Origin of the sequence: Sorangium sp. So ce448 (genome assembly GCF_051520915.1) — a bacterium.
In the GTDB taxonomy this organism is placed as follows: Bacteria; Myxococcota_A; Polyangia; order Polyangiales; family Polyangiaceae; genus Sorangium; species Sorangium cellulosum_B.
The window spans coordinates 11,296,805-11,314,332 of the sequence record NZ_CP150343.1; the positions used below are offsets into that span (position 1 = coordinate 11,296,805).

General features: G+C 71.6%; 15 protein-coding genes. 4 read left to right on the top strand and 11 right to left on the bottom strand.

Annotated elements, in window-relative coordinates:
- Window positions 1-66: 66 nt before the first annotated feature.
- Both WMF45_RS42700 and WMF45_RS42705 read right to left on the bottom strand, forming a co-directional pair.
- Window positions 67-1,278 (bottom strand): c-type cytochrome, encoded by a 1,212-nt coding sequence (locus WMF45_RS42700; RefSeq protein WP_437712207.1) that lies wholly within the window; start codon window positions 1,276-1,278, stop codon window positions 67-69.
- Window positions 1,275-2,666, bottom strand: a complete 1,392-nt coding sequence (locus tag WMF45_RS42705; protein WP_437712209.1) for a DUF1501 domain-containing protein — start codon at window positions 2,664-2,666, stop codon at window positions 1,275-1,277. Before WMF45_RS42705 ends, WMF45_RS42700 begins: the two co-directional genes overlap by 4 nt.
- Window positions 2,667-2,877: 211 nt before the next feature.
- Between WMF45_RS42705 and WMF45_RS42710 the strand changes: the two genes are divergently transcribed.
- Complete coding sequence (locus WMF45_RS42710; RefSeq protein WP_437712211.1) at window positions 2,878-4,578, top strand: AAA family ATPase; 1,701 nt, start codon at window positions 2,878-2,880, stop codon at window positions 4,576-4,578.
- Here WMF45_RS42710 and WMF45_RS42715 read toward each other — a convergent pair.
- The 4 genes from WMF45_RS42715 to WMF45_RS42730 all read right to left on the bottom strand — a co-directional run bounded on the left by WMF45_RS42715 (window position 4,568) and on the right by WMF45_RS42730 (window position 8,048).
- Window positions 4,568-4,963 (bottom strand): type II toxin-antitoxin system VapC family toxin, encoded by a 396-nt coding sequence (locus WMF45_RS42715; protein WP_437712213.1) that lies wholly within the window; start codon window positions 4,961-4,963, stop codon window positions 4,568-4,570. The genes WMF45_RS42710 and WMF45_RS42715 overlap by 11 nt on opposite strands.
- Window positions 4,960-5,232, bottom strand: a complete 273-nt coding sequence (locus tag WMF45_RS42720) for a hypothetical protein (RefSeq protein ID WP_437712214.1) — start codon at window positions 5,230-5,232, stop codon at window positions 4,960-4,962. Before WMF45_RS42720 ends, WMF45_RS42715 begins: the two co-directional genes overlap by 4 nt.
- Before the next feature lie 474 nt (window positions 5,233-5,706).
- Window positions 5,707-6,732, bottom strand: coding sequence for a hypothetical protein (locus tag WMF45_RS42725; protein WP_437712216.1), 1,026 nt, complete (start codon window positions 6,730-6,732; stop codon window positions 5,707-5,709).
- 1,193 nt (window positions 6,733-7,925) lie between these two features.
- A complete protein-coding gene (locus tag WMF45_RS42730; protein ID WP_437712218.1) occupies window positions 7,926-8,048 on the bottom strand; it encodes a hypothetical protein in 123 nt (40 codons plus the stop codon).
- 235 nt (window positions 8,049-8,283) lie between these two features.
- On the opposite strand from WMF45_RS42730, the gene WMF45_RS42735 reads away from it, so the two are divergent.
- From WMF45_RS42735 to WMF45_RS42745, 3 genes are all read left to right on the top strand, one after another.
- On the top strand, window positions 8,284-9,300 hold the full coding sequence (locus tag WMF45_RS42735) for a tetratricopeptide repeat protein (RefSeq protein WP_437712220.1): 1,017 nt from the start codon (window positions 8,284-8,286) through the stop codon (window positions 9,298-9,300).
- A 67-nt stretch (window positions 9,301-9,367) separates the two neighbouring features.
- The gene (locus WMF45_RS42740) at window positions 9,368-10,258 is read left to right on the top strand and encodes a hypothetical protein (protein WP_437712222.1); all 891 of its coding nucleotides are present in this window, start codon (window positions 9,368-9,370) and stop codon (window positions 10,256-10,258) included.
- An 11-nt stretch (window positions 10,259-10,269) separates the two neighbouring features.
- Window positions 10,270-10,755: a hypothetical protein gene (locus tag WMF45_RS42745; RefSeq protein ID WP_437712224.1), complete on the top strand. Its 486-nt coding sequence runs from the start codon at window positions 10,270-10,272 to the stop codon at window positions 10,753-10,755.
- Window positions 10,756-10,966: 211 nt separating this feature from the next.
- On the opposite strand, the gene WMF45_RS42750 is transcribed toward WMF45_RS42745, so the two are convergent.
- The 5 genes from WMF45_RS42750 to WMF45_RS42770 all read right to left on the bottom strand — a co-directional run bounded on the left by WMF45_RS42750 (window position 10,967) and on the right by WMF45_RS42770 (window position 17,515).
- A complete protein-coding gene (locus WMF45_RS42750; protein WP_437712226.1) occupies window positions 10,967-11,701 on the bottom strand; it encodes a hypothetical protein in 735 nt (244 codons plus the stop codon).
- On the bottom strand, window positions 11,701-13,695 hold the full coding sequence (locus tag WMF45_RS42755) for a DUF1585 domain-containing protein (RefSeq protein WP_437712228.1): 1,995 nt from the start codon (window positions 13,693-13,695) through the stop codon (window positions 11,701-11,703). Before WMF45_RS42755 ends, WMF45_RS42750 begins: the two co-directional genes overlap by 1 nt.
- Window positions 13,692-15,248, bottom strand: a complete 1,557-nt coding sequence (locus WMF45_RS42760) for an ABC transporter ATP-binding protein (protein WP_437712230.1) — start codon at window positions 15,246-15,248, stop codon at window positions 13,692-13,694. The genes WMF45_RS42755 and WMF45_RS42760 overlap by 4 nt, the downstream gene beginning before the upstream one ends.
- Entirely contained in the window at window positions 15,245-16,327 is a 1,083-nt protein-coding gene (locus WMF45_RS42765; protein ID WP_437712231.1) for an ABC transporter permease, read from the bottom strand. The genes WMF45_RS42760 and WMF45_RS42765 overlap by 4 nt, the downstream gene beginning before the upstream one ends.
- A 69-nt stretch (window positions 16,328-16,396) precedes the next feature.
- Window positions 16,397-17,515, bottom strand: coding sequence for an ABC transporter permease (locus WMF45_RS42770; protein WP_437712233.1), 1,119 nt, complete (start codon window positions 17,513-17,515; stop codon window positions 16,397-16,399).
- Window positions 17,516-17,528: the final 13 nt, after the last annotated feature.

A 17,528-nucleotide genomic window follows, 5' to 3' on the forward strand; every position in this document is an offset into this window, starting at 1 on the left:
GCCGCGCGGGCGAGCGCGCATCGGGGCCACGGCGGCGCGCATCACGGCCACGGCGGCGAGCCCGCATCACGGCCGCGCGGGCGGCCCTGCGCGCCCGACGAAGGCGCGGATCCGCGCGCGGTCGGCCTCGGACAGCGCGTATCCCGGGGGCGGCATATTCCGCTCGTCCACGACCCGGCGCGCGATGGCCTCGCGGAGCGAAGCCCACGCCGCGGGCGTGGAGAGGTCGACGCCGCCCTCGCCGCGCGGGCGGTGGCAGCGCGCGCACGCGCGGGCGAACACGGGCGCGATCTCGCCCCAGGCGGTCCCGGCGCCGTCCTCTGCGGCGAAGCGCCGGAGGGCGCCCGACGCGAGCAGCCACACGTCGCCGCTCGGCGAGCCGACGAGCCTGCCGCCCTGCGGGAGACGCGCGCCGCGGGTCTCGCGCGCGCCGGTCTGCTCGAGCACGCCGAGCTCGTCGCCGTCGGCGAACCACGCGCGGTCGCCGGAGACGGCGAGCCCGTGGAGCGCGGCGCGCGCCCGGAACCGGAGGCGCAGGACACCGGCGCCGTCCTCCGCGTAGAGCGCATCGGGCGTCGCCGCGAGCAGCGCGCCCGCGCCCGTCAGGGCGAGCAGCGGCGCGGCGCCCTCCGCCGGGAGCGGGTACGATCGCAGCGCCCTCGTGGCGACGTCGAGGGCGCCGAGCCCATCGCCCCCGGCCGCGAAGGCCACGCGCCCGGCCCCCGCCGCGAGCGTCGCGAGCGGGCCGGTCGCGTAGCGCGTGACGGTCTCGCCGTCCGCCACCGCGATCTCGCGGTCCAGCGCGAAGGTGGCGCCGCCCTCGCCGAGGCCGATCGCGGACCGCACCGCGGCGCGCTCGAGGCCGTAGCGGTCGGAGACGACCTCGAAGGCCCCCTGGCCCGGGAGCCGCAGCAGCCGGCCCTCGGCGTCGACGCCGACGATCCACGTGCCGTAGCCGTCGGGCGCGGGCAGGGCCGCGGCGCTCACCCAGCGGTGGGGCGCGCGCTCCACCCTGGCGAGGGCGCCGTTCACGAAGACGGCCGCGGCGCCGTCGTGAAACACCGCGACGCGGCGCCCGTCGTCGGCGACCGCGCGCACCGGGCCGAGCTCCCCCGGGGACGGCCATGCGACCTCGCGCACGACGAGCGGCGGGAGGGGCGCCGCGGCCTGCGACGCGCATCCGGCGAGCGAGAGCGCCAGCGCGGAGGACGGGAGCGACAGCGCAGAGGACGAGAGCGACAGCGCGGCGGCGGACGCCGCTCGGCGGAGGAGCGTCACGGCGACCGGAGCAACTCCGGCACCACCTCGCCGTCGCGCAGGTGCTCGCGCGGGGAGATGCCGAAGGCGAACAGGAAGGTGGCGAGCAGGTCGGGCGGGGCGATCGGCCGCGGCCCGCCCTGGAACGTCTTCGCCGGGGCCGGCAGGAGCTGCTCCGGGTCGGTCTTGCCGAACGCGAAGCTGCCGCGGAAGCGCGGGGAGATCACCATGGCGGAGTTGTTGGGGTAGTGGTCGCGGCCCATCGCCGTGTTGAGCTGTGGCGTGCGGCAGAAGTCGCTCGTCACGAGGATGTGGGTGTGATCCGAGAGCTTCTTGCCGGCCCGGGTCGGGTGCGGGGTCTTGTCGAGCGAGCCGAGGAGGGCGGCGATCAGATCGAAGAGCTCCTGCTGGGTGGCCGCGTGCTGGCGGTAGGTGCTCGTGTGCGTGTCGAACCCGCTGCTCGAGAAGCTCACGCAGCGCACCACGTTCCGCCGCATGGCCTCGATCGCGAACGCGGCGTTGACGGCCGCTTGCCTGGCGTAGCGGGCCGCGTGGTTGAACTCCGGGTGCGCCTGGATGAGCTTGCCCCTGGAGAACACCTCCTGGAGGCCTGAGCTCAGCATCTGGCCCAGCCCTTCCGCCTGGATGGCGAAGCCGTGCAGGGCGTCTGTGTGGCTGGATCGCTCGGCGAGGGACCTGGCCTCCTCGGAGAGGAGCGCGGTGACCGCGGCGCGATCCTCGTCGGTGTCGTAGTGCCGCGCGCGGGATAACGAGCGGCTGAGGGTGCCGATCTCCCCGACCATGAGCGGGACGGCGCGCCGATCGAGGCGGTCGCCGACGAACGCCGAGGGGAACTGCACCGAGACGACGGGGAAGGTCTGGCCCGCGCCGAGCTCGCTGCCGCAGATCGCGTCGACGCTGGAGGCCACGGTGCGGCCGCCGCTGAGGTGCCGTCCCGTGGTCGAGAACGCCGTGCCGTCGGGGTGGCTCACGGTGTTCATCGCCAGGCCGTTGAGGATGCACAGCCGATCATGCATGTCCGCGAGGGCGCCGATGCCCGGGCCGAACACGAGGCTCGAGCCCTTCGGCGTCACCGGCGCGAAGCTCTTCGCGCCACCGGCCGCGGGCGCGTCGACCCAGAGGCGGAGCCCCGCGATGTCCGTGTTGTCGGTCGTCGCGGGGCTCACGAGGCCCCTGGCCTCGTTCCGAGGATCGGCCCAGAGCGTCACGTCCCAGCCGCCCGACGCGTGGATGAAGAGGAAGAACTCGTCCTCCGCGGCCTTGCCCTGCGCGGCGAGCACGCGCGCCGGCAGGCCGAGGACGCCGGCGAGCGCCGCGCCCGCGGCGGCCTCGAGCAGCGCGCGGCGCGGGACGGCGAGGCGGCGGGGGCGTGGGGCGTGGCGAGGCATCGGGCGCGCGGCTCAGGATACCCTCCGCGGCCGCGCGCGCCCGCACGACATTGCCGTCCAACGAGCTCGTGCGTGCCACCTTCGTGACGGCCTCTGGGTTGGCGGCGCGCGCTGGCGGCCGGAGCGGCGAACGCTGACGGCCGGAGCTGCCCGCTTGCTGCCGAGCTCGCACTTCTCCATGCTCCTGGTGCCCTGCCCGTCGAGCGCCCCCATGATTCAGCACGTCCCTCTCGGCGTCTCCGACTTCCGCGATCTCCGCGAGCGCGGGCTCGTCTACGTCGATAAATCGCACCTCATCCAGGAGCTCCTCGACCGCCCAGGGCTCGTGGGGCTCCTGCTCCCGCGGCCGCGGCGCTTCGGCAAGACGCTGAACCTGTCGATGCTCCGGTGCTTCTTCGAGAGGCGCGACGAGGACCTCTCGCACCTGTTCGAGGATCTCTCCATCTGGCGCGCGGGCGAAGCGTACCGGGCGCACTTCCAGCGCTATCCGGTCGTGTTCATGACGTTCCGGGACGTCAAGGCGCCCGCCTTCGAGGCGTGCTGGAAGGCCATCCAGAAGAAGATCGAGGCGCTGTTCGACGAGCACCGGGCGCTCCTCGATGGGGGCGCCCTGAGCGAGCGCGAGGCGCGAGATTACCGCGCCATCCTCGACGGCACCGCGGACGAAGTGCTCTATCAGCGCGCGCTGTTCGATCTCTCCGCGTACCTGCACCGCGCCTCCGGCGAGAAGGTCGTCATCCTGATCGACGAGTGCGACGAGCCGATCCACGCCGGGTTCGTCGGGGGCTACGCCCGCGAGGTCCTCGACTTCTTCCGCGCCTTCCTGACGGGCGGGATCAAGGACAACCCTCACCTGTCCAGGGCCGTTCTCACGGGCGTCGTGCGGATCGCGAGGGAGAGCATCTTCTCTGGCCTCAACAACATCGGTGTCTATTCGCTCCTGCGCACCGAGTTCTCCACCTGCTTCGGCTTCACCGAGCCCGAGGTGATCGCGCTCCTCAGGGACGGGAGCGCGCTCGACAGGCTCGAGAGCGTCCGCAAGGCCTACAACGGCTACATCTTCGGCGAGACCGTTCTCTACAATCCCTGGTCCGTGCTGAGCTTCCTGGCCAGCGACGACCGGCGCACCCGCAGCTACTGGGTGTCGACAAGCTCGAACGAGCTCATCAGGGATTTGCTGGTGCACCACGCGCTCGACGTCGAGGACGACATCGCCATCTTGCTCGAGGGGGGCGCGATCGAGCAGCGGCTCGACGAGAACGTGGCCTTCGACCAGCTGCCGGGCAGCCCGCGGGCGCTCTTCGCCCTGCTCGTGTTCTCGGGGTACTTGCGCGCCGAGGCGGTCGAGGCGGGGACGACCCACGTACCGGCGTATCGATTGTCGATCCCGAACGACGAGGTGCGTGAGGTGTATATCAGCACCTTCCGCGACTGGATGGAGGGGCGGCTGTCCGGGCAGGGCGCGAGCTCGCGGCGGCTGGTGCGGGCGCTGCTGAGCGGCGATGTGACCACCTTCGAGGAGCAGCTCCGGGCGTTCGTGGTGAATGTCCTCTCGTACCATGAGGCGCGCCGCCTCGGCCCGGAGGAGGTCTATCACGGGTTCGTCGCGGGCCTGCTCGCCACGCTGGAGCCCGACTACGAGGTGCGGTCGAACCGCGAGTCCGGCGAAGGGAGGCCCGACGTGCTGGTGCGGCCCCGGCAGCCGGGCAACCCCGGCGTCGTGCTGGAGATGAAGGTGGCGCGGGGGGGCCAGACGCTGGAACAAGCGCTGGAAGAGGGGCTGTCGCAGATCGACCGCAGGGACTACACGGCCGAGCTCCGCGCCGCCGGCGCGTCTCCGGTGCACGCGCTCGCGGTGGCGTTCAGCGGCAAGCAGGTGGCGGTGCGCGCGGCGGCGGGGGTCAGCCGATGATCCTGACAGCGATCCTGCTGCTCAGCTGCCGAAAACGATCGTCGTTCGTCCAGATCTGATCGCAGCCGTGGTGGACGGCGCACGCTGCATGAAGAGCATCGGGGGTTTTCAGCCCGTGCAGCGCTCGAAGCGTGGTCGCGAGGTCGAAGACTTCCGGGGAGAGCGGCAAGAGTTCGAAGGCGGAGAGCATGCCCTCATACATCGCTCGCAAGCCGCTATCATTCAACCGAACGGGTTTCACGAGGCATTCCAGTCGAACAAGAGGCGATATGTACGCATCGCTCGATCCGAGCGAGAGCAGCGCGCGATCCGATGCACCCCTGTAGGGCTCCGCCCCCTCGACCCGATAGATGAGAACGCAAGAGTCCAGATAGATTCGACTCACGGTTCTCCCCAGCTGTCGCGCTCCGCGCTCAGCGCGGCATCGACCTGCTCCTTCGACAAGAGTCGCTCCGGGTTCTCTTCGCGCCACGCGTCGACGGCACGGCAAGCGGCCAAGAGCCGTTCATGGCGTCCACCCTCCATGGAGTGCGCGTCTCGCTTTTCGTGAATCAGCACGATGACCTCGGCTTCTCCCTCCGGCACATCCTCTGGAAGGTCGATCTCGACGTGCCGCGACTTGGGAACGCGGACAATGAGCTTGTGTGCGTGCATGGCCCTTCGTGGAGCATACGTCGACGCTCCATCCGGCGCCATCCTCGGCGTCAACCTCCAGCGGCGCCTCGAGCGCGCGGACAGGACAGCCTCCCGCGTGCCTGCTGAGGGTGCAAACGCAACGCGAGCCCGGGAGGGTGCGCTCCCCGGAGCTGCTGGCCGCGCTCCCCGCTGGGCACGCTCCCCGGAGTTGCTGGGCAACTTGCGCGCCGAGGCGGTCGAGGCGAGGACGACCCACGTGCCGGCGTATCGATTGTCGATCCCGAACGACGAGGTGCGCGAGGTCTATATCGGCACCTTCCGTGACTGGATGGAGGAGCGGCTGTCCGGGCAGGGCGCGAGCTCGCGGCGGCTGGCGCGGGCGCTGCTGAGCGGCGATGTGGCCACCTTCGAGGAGCAGCTCCGAGCGTTCGTCGTGAACGTCCTCTCGTACCTCTCCCCGACCACCGAGCGGAGCGTGGATCTGGCCAGGGCTCAAGCCCGGACCACCGTGACCTCTCGGCCGCCCGGCGTCCGCGCCGCCTCGGTCGCGGTGCGATCGCGCAGCCGCGGGATCCCCGGGCGCCGATCGAAGATGAGGAGCCAGCCGCGGTGGAGCCCCAGGCCTTCCAGGTATCCATCGAGCTGAGCGAGCCCTTCCCGCACCGGATCCGGCTCTCCGGGGCGCCACACCTTGAGCTCCATCGCCAGCCGGTCCTGTCCGTGCTCGACCAGCAGGTCCATCCGGCCGCTGCCGATCGCGACCTCTCGCTCCACGCGCCCGTGGCCGTTCACCACCCTGTGCAGGAAGGCCATGAGCACGAGGTGCGGCGCGATCTCCGCGTAAGGCGTGCTGGCGAGCAAGGCCTCCGCGTGCTGCCGCCAGAACGAGACGAACGCCTCGAGCGAGCGCTCCGGATCGAGGCGCCCGTCCTGCCGGAGCCAGGTAGGCGTGATCGACGGCATCGAGCGCCGCGCGGTCGCGGACAGCGCACGCGGGAGGATCTCCGCGTAGATCGGGTTGGCGATCTCCAGCGCGCCGTTCGCCGCCTGGCGGACGAGCCCGAGATCCATCGCGTAGCGCTGGTCGTCCTCGGGGACCGCGCCCAGCGCCGAACCGGCGAGGATGGGCTCGATCACGGCGCGTACCCGGTCCTCCTGCAGGCGCTCGGCGAGGCTGTCGAGGTGCGTGTCCTGCCGGACGACGATCGCGTCGCGCGCGGCGCGCACGTGCGCTGGGAGGAGCGTCACGCTGCGGTCGGGCACGAGCTCGTCCACCATCTGCCTGGCCAGCGCGTTGACCAGCCACGGCTGCCCGCAGGTGAGCTGGAACGCGAGGTCGACCGCCTCGGGCGCGAAGACCTGCCCCGTGTCGGCCGTGTGCTCGGCGTAGAGCCCCGCCACCTCCTCGCGCGTGAAATCGCGCAGGAGGACGGACTCCTCCTTCACGTTGAACGGCGAGGCGCCGCCGAGCTGGCCCTCGTCGCCCACCGTAACCCGGTAGTCCCGGACATCGCGCATCCCGATCAGGGCGATCGCCCAGGGAAAGCCCTGCGGCCTGCGGCGGTGCCCCCCCGCGCAGCTGGCTCAGCGCCGAGAGCAGCGTTGGGCCGGTGAGCGCGTCGATCTCGTCGAGAAAGAGCACGAGCGGGCGAGGGCAAGCCTGCGTCCACGCGGCCAGCGCGGCGGCCAGGCGGTGCCCCGGCGCCCCGTCAGGCCAGGGCGGCGGACGCAGATCGGGCGGGAGCTGGAAGGACGCATCCTCTCGAAATGCTTGAAGGATGGCGGCCTCCGCGGCGCCGACATCCTCTGGGAAGGCGCGGCCAACCTCGAGGGACAGGAGCGCCGCCGCGTAGCGCCCATCCTGCGTCAACGCGGTGGCCAAGGACAGGAGCGACGTGGTCTTGCCCGTCTGCCGCGGGCCGTGCACGACGAAGTAGCTCTGGCGGTCGATCAGCCGGCGCAGCCGCTCGATGCGGCGGAGGGGGTCGACCATGTAGTGCAGGTCGGGCCTGCACGGGCCGGCGGTGTTGAAGAAGCGCGCCATCGGGGCGCCATCCTGCCATGGGAGCGCCGGGAGTCACGCAAGACCGGGGTTCGGGAGGACTGACTCGATCTGTAGACGATGCGGTCCTCCGCAGCCGTGACAGCAGCGGAGGAAACGGGCCAACATATCCCGGAGCCCGACCAGCAGCTCGGGCACGGGTGCCGGCGATCGCCGGGCGCGCTCCGCGAAGCTGACGGACGGACTGGTACCGAACGGTGGCTGGCGAGCCCGGAGCTGCGCTGGCAGCTGCATGGACAGCGGTGCGCTTGACGGGCTTGCGCGGAACGAATCTCGTGCGGCCTATGCCGTCGATCCGCTGGCTTCACCTGACGGACCTGCACGTCGGGATGAGGGCATGGGCCCGCTCTGGCCGTCGATAGTCGATAGAGGACGAGTTCTGTCGTGACCTGGCCCTGCTCCACAGGCAGGCGGGGCCGTTCGATGTCGTGCTCTGCTCCGGCGACCTCGTGCAGAGCGGCACCCGCGCCCAGTTCGACAAGCTGACCGAGGCGCTCCAGCAGCTCTGGGCGCGCTTGGCGGACCTCGGTTCTCGTCGAGATCGCCAAGGGACGAGGGGAGCCACGTGAACCATGAAGCCAAGATCACCAGCAGCACAGCAGCACGGCTCGCCCAACGGCACTGGTCATGCCGACGAACGGGGCCATCATCACATCACCGGGAGATCCAGGCCGTGATCCGGGAGCCCGAGCGCCGCGAGGTAGTCGCCCCAGGTGTCGAACAGCGCCGCCTTGTCGTCCCCCCGCGCGCGGCGCTCGACCTCGGCGGGCACGAGGCCGCCGAAGAGCCGGAGATAGGTCCTCAGGTACGCCTCGGCCGGGCGATGCGGGTGGGATGAGAAATTTCGTCGCCGAGATACAATGCAACGCCAGATGCCTCTCGGCATCGCTCACGCGCCGGGACGCTGGCCAGGCACACACGGAGGATGATAGAGAGCTGTCGCGCGGTCACGTGCGTTGGCGCGCCCGAGGTGGAGCGTGCGAGGTCCTCGATCAGCATCCTGGCTTTTGTCGTGGGCAGTGTTGCTCCTCGGGCTGGTTGCGACTGCCCCCGCGCGCGCGGAGGCGCCTCCGAAGCGCTCGGAGGCCGTCAAGGAGCTCATTCGCGAGGCGAGGGCGGCGCTGGATCGGTCCGACCTAGCGCAGGCGCGGGAGCTGTGGGGCGTGGCGTACGATATCGAGCGGTCGAACGTCGCGATGTGCAACCTGGGGCAGCTCGACGTGCGGATGGGCCGCTGGGAGGAGGCCGTGGCGGAGCTCTCGCAGTGCGTCCAGCACATGCCGGCCCCGAGTACGGAGGAGGAGCGGCGCCTGGTCGAGTACCGGCACGTCGACCTCGCCCGGGCCCGGCGGCGCGTGGGTGAGGTGGTCCTCATGCCGCCGCCCGGCGTCGTGGGCATGTTCGTGAACGGCCGGGGGGTGAAGGACGGCAGCCGCGTCTACGTGAGGCCTGGCCAGCACGAGGTGATGGCCGTCGGGCAGGAGGGGCAGGTCGCGCGCGCGGGTGTGAGGGTGGAGGCGGGCGAGTCGAAGGAGGTGCCGCTCACGTTCGACAAGCCGGCGCAAGCGCCGGAGAACCACGCGCAGCCGCCGAAGGACCACGCTCAGCCGCCGAAAGGGGCTTCCGGGCCTCATGCGCCCGGGCCTGCGGCGACAAAAGGGCCGCCGCAGGGCGCAGGCCGGCCCGGGCCGGACCTCCGGATCGTTACGACGGGCGCGGTGGCATCGGTCGGGTTCTTGGTGGCGGGCACCGTGTCTCTGCAGAGCGCGCAGGGGTACGGGCAGGAGGCGACGGCGGCTCGACATCATGCCCGGGTGATGGGCGCGGTCGACCCCGCATTTCAACCCGACTACAACGAGATGATCGATGCTGCCGCAAACGAGAAGCTGATGCGTCTCCTGGGTACCAGCGCGTTGATCGCTGGGGCGGCAGCAGGCGCGGCCACCCTCGTGTACGTCTGGTTGCCGAACGACGCGCAGATTCGAGTGACGGCGCACGGCGCGGAGGTTCGCGTTCGATGGTGAGCGTCGGCGATGTCGCTTTGGACCGTCAGCGAGTGAGCATGCCGACGCTGGCACGGAGGCCTTTCTGATGCGGCGTCCGATGTTGCTGTTCGTCTCCGCGATAACGCTGCTCGCGTGCGAAGACGAGTGGTTTGTGCCGCTGCTGCCGCCGCCGGCCGATTCGGCTCCAGTGCTGTGGATGTGGGTAGGTGCGGAGGACGATGCGCCTCCCTGTATCGACGGCCAGCCGCCGAAGTGGGAAGGCTGGATGGTTGACGCGCCTGAAGGGCTGCCGGACACGTGCGATGCGTGCGAATGCGGTCCGGCGGCGTGCGAGCTGCCGTCCACGGTCATCGCGAACGCGATGACCTGCCCAGGCGGAAGCACCGCGATCGCGCTCGACGCCGGAGCGGGATGGGATGGGACGTGCGCTGCGCTCCCGTCGCCCGTCCAGCCGGACGATTTCGCGTCCGTCGTCTACGAGCCGCCGACACTCTCGCCGTGCACACCCTCGGCGACATTCGAGCCGCCGCCCGTTCCTGCAAGGTTCGTCCGGGTGTGCGCCGGCAACACAACGCAGGAACCGCCGGGGTTCATCCCCTGCATGCAAGCCAGCAGCGAGGGGACCTGCAGGCGTGGCCTGACACGACACGAATTCTTCGAACAGCTGATCGACAACCGCGCCTGCGCTCCGTGCGAGTGTGGTCCCCCAGCGGGGGGCAGGTGCGTCGCCGACGTCGGCTTGTATGGGGATAGCGCATGCAGCGACCGCATGGACGCGGGGCTCCCCGTCGGCCTCGGGGAGACGGCCTGCGCGGACGTCACCTCGCCCCTCCCGCTCAGCGCGATGCGCGCCACGCTCGTGGAGGAAGAGCCAGGCGCCTGCTCCCCCAGCGCCGCAGCCGTGCTTGGCACCCTGGAGCGACGCGAGCCGCACATCGTATGTTCCTATTCCGAGATCTGGTGGGACACCCCGTGAGGCGGATGACGATGTCCATGTCGAGCGCGCGGCTCACGCTCCTGGCCGTGCTGTCGCTGCCAGCGATGGCGTGCGCCAACCATCCGGACATCGCGGGGAAGGCGGTCGTCGCCCTCGACGGTGAAACGCTGAGCTACGATACCGGCGATGATGGACGGAGGTTCGTGAAAACAGGGGAGAGGTGGTCGACGGGGTGCTACCTGAAAGACTCCTTGCCGGAGATGTCCCTGGACCGCGCGCGCGACGACGACCCGCCGATCAGCTCAATCGTATTGCTCGTCAAGCGCGAGGATGACGGCGGCGAGCCTCTACCGAATGTCACGATGCACGCAGGAGAGGATTTCTACGATGGCTTTTGCCACGTCGTGGCGACGATCGGCAGCGACCCGCGCGAGGTGGAGTTCTCGACGGGCGATTGCGAGCTGCAGCGAGCCCTCGACGGCCATCCCGCGCTGCTCGTCTCCGCTCTGTTTCACGTCAAGGAGTGCGACGAGTAGGTCACGGCCGGCGCAGCCCGAGCCACGCGCGGCGCGGGCCGCGCCGTGGGCCCGCTGAGAGTACCCCTAGAGCGACAAACGGGTTGAAACTGCCTGAAACGCGCAGAATTTCGAACCGCCAAGTCGCCGAGGACGCCAAGAACGGAGAATTATCTTGGCGTCCTTGGTGTCTTGGCGGTTCATTTCTCGCTCGATCAACGTGATCGGTGTCCTAGTACAGGTGGAACTCCGGGTGCCGCACGAGCCCGTAACAGACGGCCGCCCACCCCGCCTCCTCCGGTGAGAAGCGCGACTTCGCCGCGCCCTTGGCGCGGTGCCGCGCGACCGTCCCCTCGTACAGCGCGAAGAACTTCCCCTGCCGGTCCGGCGGCCCGAGCCGCGCCGGGTAGCTCAGGAACGTCCGGTGCAGCACGTCGAAGCGCGGGGCGAACGCCGCCTCGTCCGGGTCCTGCGCGGGCAGATCGAACGCGAAGATCAGCCGCCGCTCGATCGGGACGCGCTCCTTCGCCTTGAGATCGTGCTCCAGGGCGCGGTCGCAGAGCGCGATCCCGAGCCGCTCGAACGCCGCCAGCATGAGCGCGTTGGTCTGCGTGGCGCGCGGGAGATCCAGGCCGTGATCCGGGAGCCCGAGCGCCGCGAGGTAGTCGCCCCAGGTGTCGAACAGCGCCGCCTTGTCGTCCCCCCGCGCGCGGCGCTCGACCTCGGCGGGCGCGAGGCCGCCGAAGAGCCGGAGATAGGTCCTCAGGTACGCCTCGGCAGGGATAAGCCGCAGATCCTCCCTCGGAGCCCGGCTCTGCGCGACGCGCCCCGTCTCCCGGAGCGGCGCGGCAGGCCGCGGCGCGATCGCCTCCGGCGGGCCGCACGCGCCGGCCAGCGCGGCCGCCGCGGCCACGCCAGCGAGGGTGAAGGCCCCCGTCCGCCCGGGCGCCCTCCCCCGGCCCTGCATCACCGCGTCCCCTCGCCGCGCGTCGCGCCGCCCCGCTCCCCTGCCCCGCCCCGCTCCGCCTCGCCCTTCGCCGCCCCGCCCCGCTCCAGCGCAGGCCGCACGTTGCTCGCGCGCGCATACGCCGGCGAGCGGACGATCGCCTCGACAAGCGGCCGCATCCGGTAGCCGCGCGACACGAACCGCTCGCGCAGCGCGCCGAGCAGCGCCTCGTCCTCCTCGCGCAGCGGCCGCCCCAGGAACGACTCGGTGACGCGCTCGACCGCGCACGACGCGAACTCCGGCAACCGCGTGAGATCGGCCGCGGCGCCGGCCGGGCCGCGCTCGGCGTGATCCGCCGAGGCATAGGCGCCCCGCAGCACGCCGCGCTCCCGGCTCGAGAACACAGGGTCGTAGAAGCGCTGGCACGATTGCCCCGTCTTCCCCTCCGCGTTCAGCTTGCACACAGGGTTCTCGATCGGGAACCGCTCGGCCGGCAGATAGGTCCACGTCGTCTCCTCGACCCGCGTGAAATACGCCGCGAGCGGCTCCAGCGTCGCATGACAGCTCGCGCAGCCGGGCCGGACCATGAGGTCGGGCTCCTCCGACGGCGGGAGCTCCGCGTGCTCGGCCGTGAAGCTCTTGCACAGGAACGCGCTGTAGAGCGCCGCCGCCCGCGCGCGGCGCGAGGAATACTTCGTGAGGAACACCGGCGTCGTGAGGATCCCCGCCGCGCGCGGCCCGCGATCGGGGATGAACGTCCAGGTCGAGACGTCGTGCGGCGCGACGACCGGCGGCACCGCGCCCGGCAAGAACAGGGGCGCCTCGTCCTCGCGCATCCCGTACGACGGGTGCAGCGAGCAGCACGCCGCAGGCGCGCTCGACCGGTAAAACTGCGCGAGCGGGCCATTGATGAACGTATAACGACCGGTGAGGATCTCCCGGAAATCGCGATCCGCCGCGAAGACGTGATTCATCGTATGAATCGCCTCCTGCGACCACCAGAACTTGTTCCAGCCGCTGATCGTGTGCGGCGCGGAGCCGATGGGGTCCTCGATGCCGAGCGGGGTATTCGCCGGCAGCACGAAGGCGCGCGGATCCCTGCCCGCGCTGTCGGCGGGCAAGCAATGCTCGAGGCCGATGCCGCAGCCGCAATCGACGCTCATCACGGGCGCGAGCGCGCTCCGGCACGAGATCGGCTGGCCCCGGTGCGCCTTCGCATAACGGTCCTCGCGCACCGGCGGGCGCGCGCGGCCCGGCGGCGGGGCCCCCTTCGGCGGCGGGGGGATGTCGCTCGCGTAGATGTGGCCGACCTCGGCGGTCTGCGCCTCTTCCTTGCAGACCCGGACCTCGACGGTCGGCGTCTTGCCGTCCGGCTCGACAAGGAGCTGCGGCAGGGGGACATAGGCGCTGTCCGGGTCCTTCCACCCGTCGCCATAACGCTGCGTCGGGACGACGGAGAGGTAATCGCGATAGAGCCAGTAGGGGCGCACGAGCGTCGTCCGCTCGTCGAGCAGCTTCTGGGAGATGCGGGCGGGCGTCCCCTTGATGGGCGCGTAGGCCGCCACCCCGAGCCCGCTCTCGGCGTCGGAGAAGCAGAACTCGCCGTCGATCACCGGGTTCAGACGGCGCTGGTTGACGCGGTAATAGACATAGAGCGGCTTGCCCTCCGGGCCGAGCACCTCCACCCGGCGGAGCGTCGTCGCAGACGGCGTGAACAGCCCCGCCGGGCCGAGCTCGAGCCGCAGGACATCCATGTAGATGCGCGTGAGCCGCTCGGCATATCCCGGGCCGTCGAGGTGGCGCTCTATCCAGGCGTCCAGATCGAAGCCCGGCGACTCGAGCTCGGCGAGCTCCTCGCGCGTCGGGAGCCGCCCCTTCAGATCGAGGGAGAGCGCCCGGAAATACCGGTACTGCTCCAGCGCCGGCGCTGCGGCGGACGGCGGCGCGAACGAGGCCGCGGCCGCCGCCGCGAGCGGCGCCGCCACGGCCAGCGCGCGCAGCGCCCTCCCCGTCATGCGTCGACCTCCTCCGCGGCGGGCGGCGGGGCCTCCTCGCCGGGGAGCACCCCGGCCATCAGCATCCCGAGCTCCGTCCGCGAGACCGCGCCCGCGTCCCGCGTCGCCACGATCTCGCCCCGGTACATGACCGCGATCCTGTCCGACAGCGCCAGGATCTCGTCGAGCTCCGCCGACACGAGCAGCACCGCCGCCCCCGCGTCGCGCGCCGCCACGATCTCGCGGTGGATGTGCTCGATCGACCCGACGTCCACGCCCCGGGTCGGCTGGCTGGCCACGAGCAGCTCCACGGGGCGGCTCATCTCCCGGGCGAGGATCACCTTCTGCTGGTTGCCGCCCGACAGCGCGGAGACGGGCGTCCCCGGGCCGGGCGCGCGGATGTCAAAGGTCTTTATCAACCGCCTCGCGTTCTCCTCGCGGGCGTCGTCGCGGAGCACGCCCCGCACGGCGAACGGAGCCTTGTAGTAGGTGCACAGCACGAGGTTGTCCGCGATCGCGTACGAGAGCACGAGCCCGTGGCGCTGGCGATCCTCGGGCACGTGCGATACGCCGCGCTCGATGAGCGCGCGGGGCAGCGCGCCGGTGACGTCGCGGCCCCGGAGGAGCACGCGCCCGGCGCGGGGCGGCGAGAGGCCGGTGATGGCCTCGCAGAGCTCGGTCTGGCCGTTGCCCTGCACGCCGGCGATCCCCAGGATCTCGCCCGCGCGCACCGAGAAGCTCACCTCGCGCACGACGTCGGCGCCGGATCCGCGGCGGCCCGCGACGCCGAGGCGCTGCACCTCGAGCACGACGTCCTTGGGGCTCGCCGGGGCCTTGCTCACCTGGAGCGCCACCTCGCGGCCCACCATCATCGCCGCGAGGCCCCGCTCGTCCGTCTCCGCCGGGATCGTGGCGCCCACCACGCGCCCGGCGCGCATGACCGTCACCCGGTCCGCGACAGCGAGCACCTCCCTGAGCTTGTGCGTGATGAACAGGACCGAGACCCCCCGCGCCGTCAGCCCCCGCAGCACGCGGAACAGCTCGTCCGCCTCCTGGGGCGTGAGCACGGCCGTGGGCTCGTCGAGGATCAGGATCTCCGCCTTCCGGTAGAGAGCCTTGAGGATCTCCACCCGCTGCTGCACGCCGACCGGGAGGTCCTCCACCCGGGCGTCGGGATCGACGTCCAGCCCGTGGCGCGCCGAGAGCTCGCGGACCTCGGCGCTCGCGCGCCGGCGGTCGAGCAGGGCCCCGCGCACCGGCTCCGCGCCGAGCACGACGTTCTCGGCGACCGTGAACACCGGGATCAGCATGAAGTGCTGGTGCACCATGCCGATCCCGAGCGCGATCGCGTCGCTCGGCGAGCGCAGCGCGACCGGGCGCCCGCTCCGGAGGAGCGACCCCTCGTCCGGGCGCAAGAGCCCGTAGAGGATGTTCATCAGGGTCGACTTGCCGGCGCCGTTCTCCCCGAGCAGGGCGAGGATCTCGCCCTTGCGGAGGTCGAGATCGACCTTGTCGTTCGCCAGGACGCCGGAGAACCGCCGGGTGATCCCCCGGGCCTCGAGGACGACCGTCACCGCCGCCCCTCCCGCTCGTACGGCAGGCCGTCGGCGGCCGGCGGCGTGGTCTTGCCGATGACGCCGGTCAGGAGCAGCAGCGTCAGGAGATAAGGCACCAGCCCGACGACCGACGATTGCTGCAGGAACGACCACGACGGCGGGATCTGGTCGCGGAAGAGCTGCAGGTTGATCTGGAACGCCTGCGCCGCGCCGAAGACGAGCGCAGCGGCCCACGAGCCGAACGGCGTCCAGTCGCCGAAGATCATCGCCGCGAGGGAGATGAAGCCGCGCCCGTTCGTCATCAGCGGCTCGAACGAAGGCACCGACTCCAGCGTGAAATACGCCCCGCCGAGCCCGGCGATCGCCCCGCCGATCACGACGTTCACGTAGCGCACGCGGGCCACGTCGATCCCGACCGTCGCGGCAGCGCGGGGGTGCTCGCCCACGGCCCGCGCGCGCAGGCCCCACCGCGTGCGGAAGAGCACGAGGTGCGTCAGCCCGACCAGCACGACGGCGGCGACCGCGATCGGCTGCTGCTCGAACACGGGGCCCACGACCGGGATGTCCGCGAGCAGCGGGACGCCGAGGCGCGGAAGGACGCCCGGCGCGTGAGGCACCTGCCCGCCGAACACGCTGCCCGACCCGAAGAAGAGCTGGCGGTTGAAGAAGCCGGTGAGCCCCACGGCGAGCAAGTTGATCACCGTCCCCGCGAGGATCTGGTCCACCGAGAAGGTCACCGCAAGCGCGGCCAGCAGGAGCCCCAGCGCGGCGCCGGTGGCGACCGCGATCACGACGCCGAGCAGCAGGCTCGGCAGCGGCGGGAAGCCCAGGATCGAGCTCGCGTAGATCGAGCCGAACCAGCCCGAGAACGCCGCCGCGAGCATCATGCCCTCGATGCCGAGGTTGACGACCCCGGAGCGCTCGCAGAAGACGCCCGAGAGGGCGCCCAGGGTGAGCGGCGTGGCGACGGCGAGCGTCGTGGCCGCCATGCTGGCCACGATCGTCAGCGGCGGCACCTGCGACGCGCCGACCAGCGTCACGACGAGGACCAGCACGCCCACGACCACCGCGATGAATGCGTAGCGTCGATAGCCCATCTTCGTCCTTCCCTGCTCCCGTTCCCCGCTCGCCGCTCCGGTCCCAGGCTCCTCACCCGAGCCGGCGCGCTAACCGCCCCACCCGCGCGTGAGCACGAGCCGCTCGCGCTCGCCCCGGACGCGGTAGATGCGCCGGACCAGCGCGTCCGCCGCGACGAAGAGCAGGATCAGCGCCTGGATGATGGAGATCACGTCGATCGGCACCTGCGTCAGGTACTGCATCCGGGTCGCGCCGCTGCGCATCACGCTGAACAGCAGGGCCGCGAGCACCGTCCCGCCGGGGTGCGCCTTGCCGAGCAGGGCGATGGCGATCGCGTCGAAGCCGTACCCCTGCGAGAACCCGAGCTCGTGCCGGTGGTGCAGCGCGCTCACCTCGATGGCGCCTGCCACCCCGGCGAAGGCGCCCGAGAGCGCCATGGTCGCGATCACGGTGCGGCTCACCCGGACGCCGGCGTAGCGCGCGGCGTCGGGGCTCTGCCCGGCCGTGCGGATCTCGAAGCCGAACGTCGTCCGCCGGAGCGCCCACCCGACGAGCGCCGCCGCCAGCAGGGCGAGCGGGAAGCCCCAGTGCAGCCGGAAGCCGTCCACGAGCGCCGGGATGCGCGCGCTCTCGTCGATGAGCGGCGTGCGGGAGAGCACGTTGGACGCTTCGGGGTCCTTCATCGGACCGTTCAGGAGGAAGCTGACCGCGTTGAGGGCGACGTAGTTGAGCATGATCGTGCTGATCACCTCGTGTCCCCCGGCGCGCGCCTTGATCCAGCCGGGCACCGCGGCCCACAGCCCGCCCGCGAGCGCGCCGAGGAGCAGCGTCAAGGGGACGTGCAGCGCCGCGGGCAGGCCGCCGCCCACGAGCTGCGGCAGCCAGTGGCCCGCCCAGGCCGCGGCGAGCGCCCCGAGCGCGAGCTGCCCCTCCGCGCCGATGTTGAAGAGACCGCCCTTGAGCGCCAGCGAGACCGACAGGCCGGCCAGGATGTACGGCGTCGCCCAGACGAGCGTCTCGCTCACCGCCCGCGGCGAGCCGAGCGCGCCCTCGAGCATGCCGGCGTAGGCCTCGATCGGGTTGCCCCCGGCCAAGGCGATGAGGATACCGCCCAGGACCATCGCGGTGAACACCGAGAGGGCCGGCAGGAGCAGCGGCCGGAGGGGCCGGATCAGCGACTCGAGGCGCCGGATCAGCTTCTCTCGCATGCTCGGGAGCCCA

What these genes read in the sequence shown, in the direction of transcription:
- WMF45_RS42705 (WP_437712209.1), bottom strand. Translation starts at nt 2,666, where the DNA reads ATGCCTCGCCACGCCCCACGCCCCCGCCGCCTCGCCGTCCCGCGCCGC.
- WMF45_RS42710 (WP_437712211.1), top strand. Translation starts at nt 2,878, where the DNA reads ATGATTCAGCACGTCCCTCTCGGCGTCTCCGACTTCCGCGATCTCCGC.
- WMF45_RS42720 (WP_437712214.1), bottom strand. Translation starts at nt 5,232, where the DNA reads ATGCACGCACACAAGCTCATTGTCCGCGTTCCCAAGTCGCGGCACGTC.
- WMF45_RS42725 (WP_437712216.1), bottom strand. Translation starts at nt 6,732, where the DNA reads ATGCGCGATGTCCGGGACTACCGGGTTACGGTGGGCGACGAGGGCCAG.
- WMF45_RS42740 (WP_437712222.1), top strand. Translation starts at nt 9,368, where the DNA reads ATGCGGCGTCCGATGTTGCTGTTCGTCTCCGCGATAACGCTGCTCGCG.
- WMF45_RS42745 (WP_437712224.1), top strand. Translation starts at nt 10,270, where the DNA reads ATGTCCATGTCGAGCGCGCGGCTCACGCTCCTGGCCGTGCTGTCGCTG.
- WMF45_RS42750 (WP_437712226.1), bottom strand. Translation starts at nt 11,701, where the DNA reads ATGCAGGGCCGGGGGAGGGCGCCCGGGCGGACGGGGGCCTTCACCCTC.
- WMF45_RS42755 (WP_437712228.1), bottom strand. Translation starts at nt 13,695, where the DNA reads ATGACGGGGAGGGCGCTGCGCGCGCTGGCCGTGGCGGCGCCGCTCGCG.
- WMF45_RS42765 (WP_437712231.1), bottom strand. Translation starts at nt 16,327, where the DNA reads ATGGGCTATCGACGCTACGCATTCATCGCGGTGGTCGTGGGCGTGCTG.
- WMF45_RS42770 (WP_437712233.1), bottom strand. Translation starts at nt 17,515, where the DNA reads ATGCGAGAGAAGCTGATCCGGCGCCTCGAGTCGCTGATCCGGCCCCTC.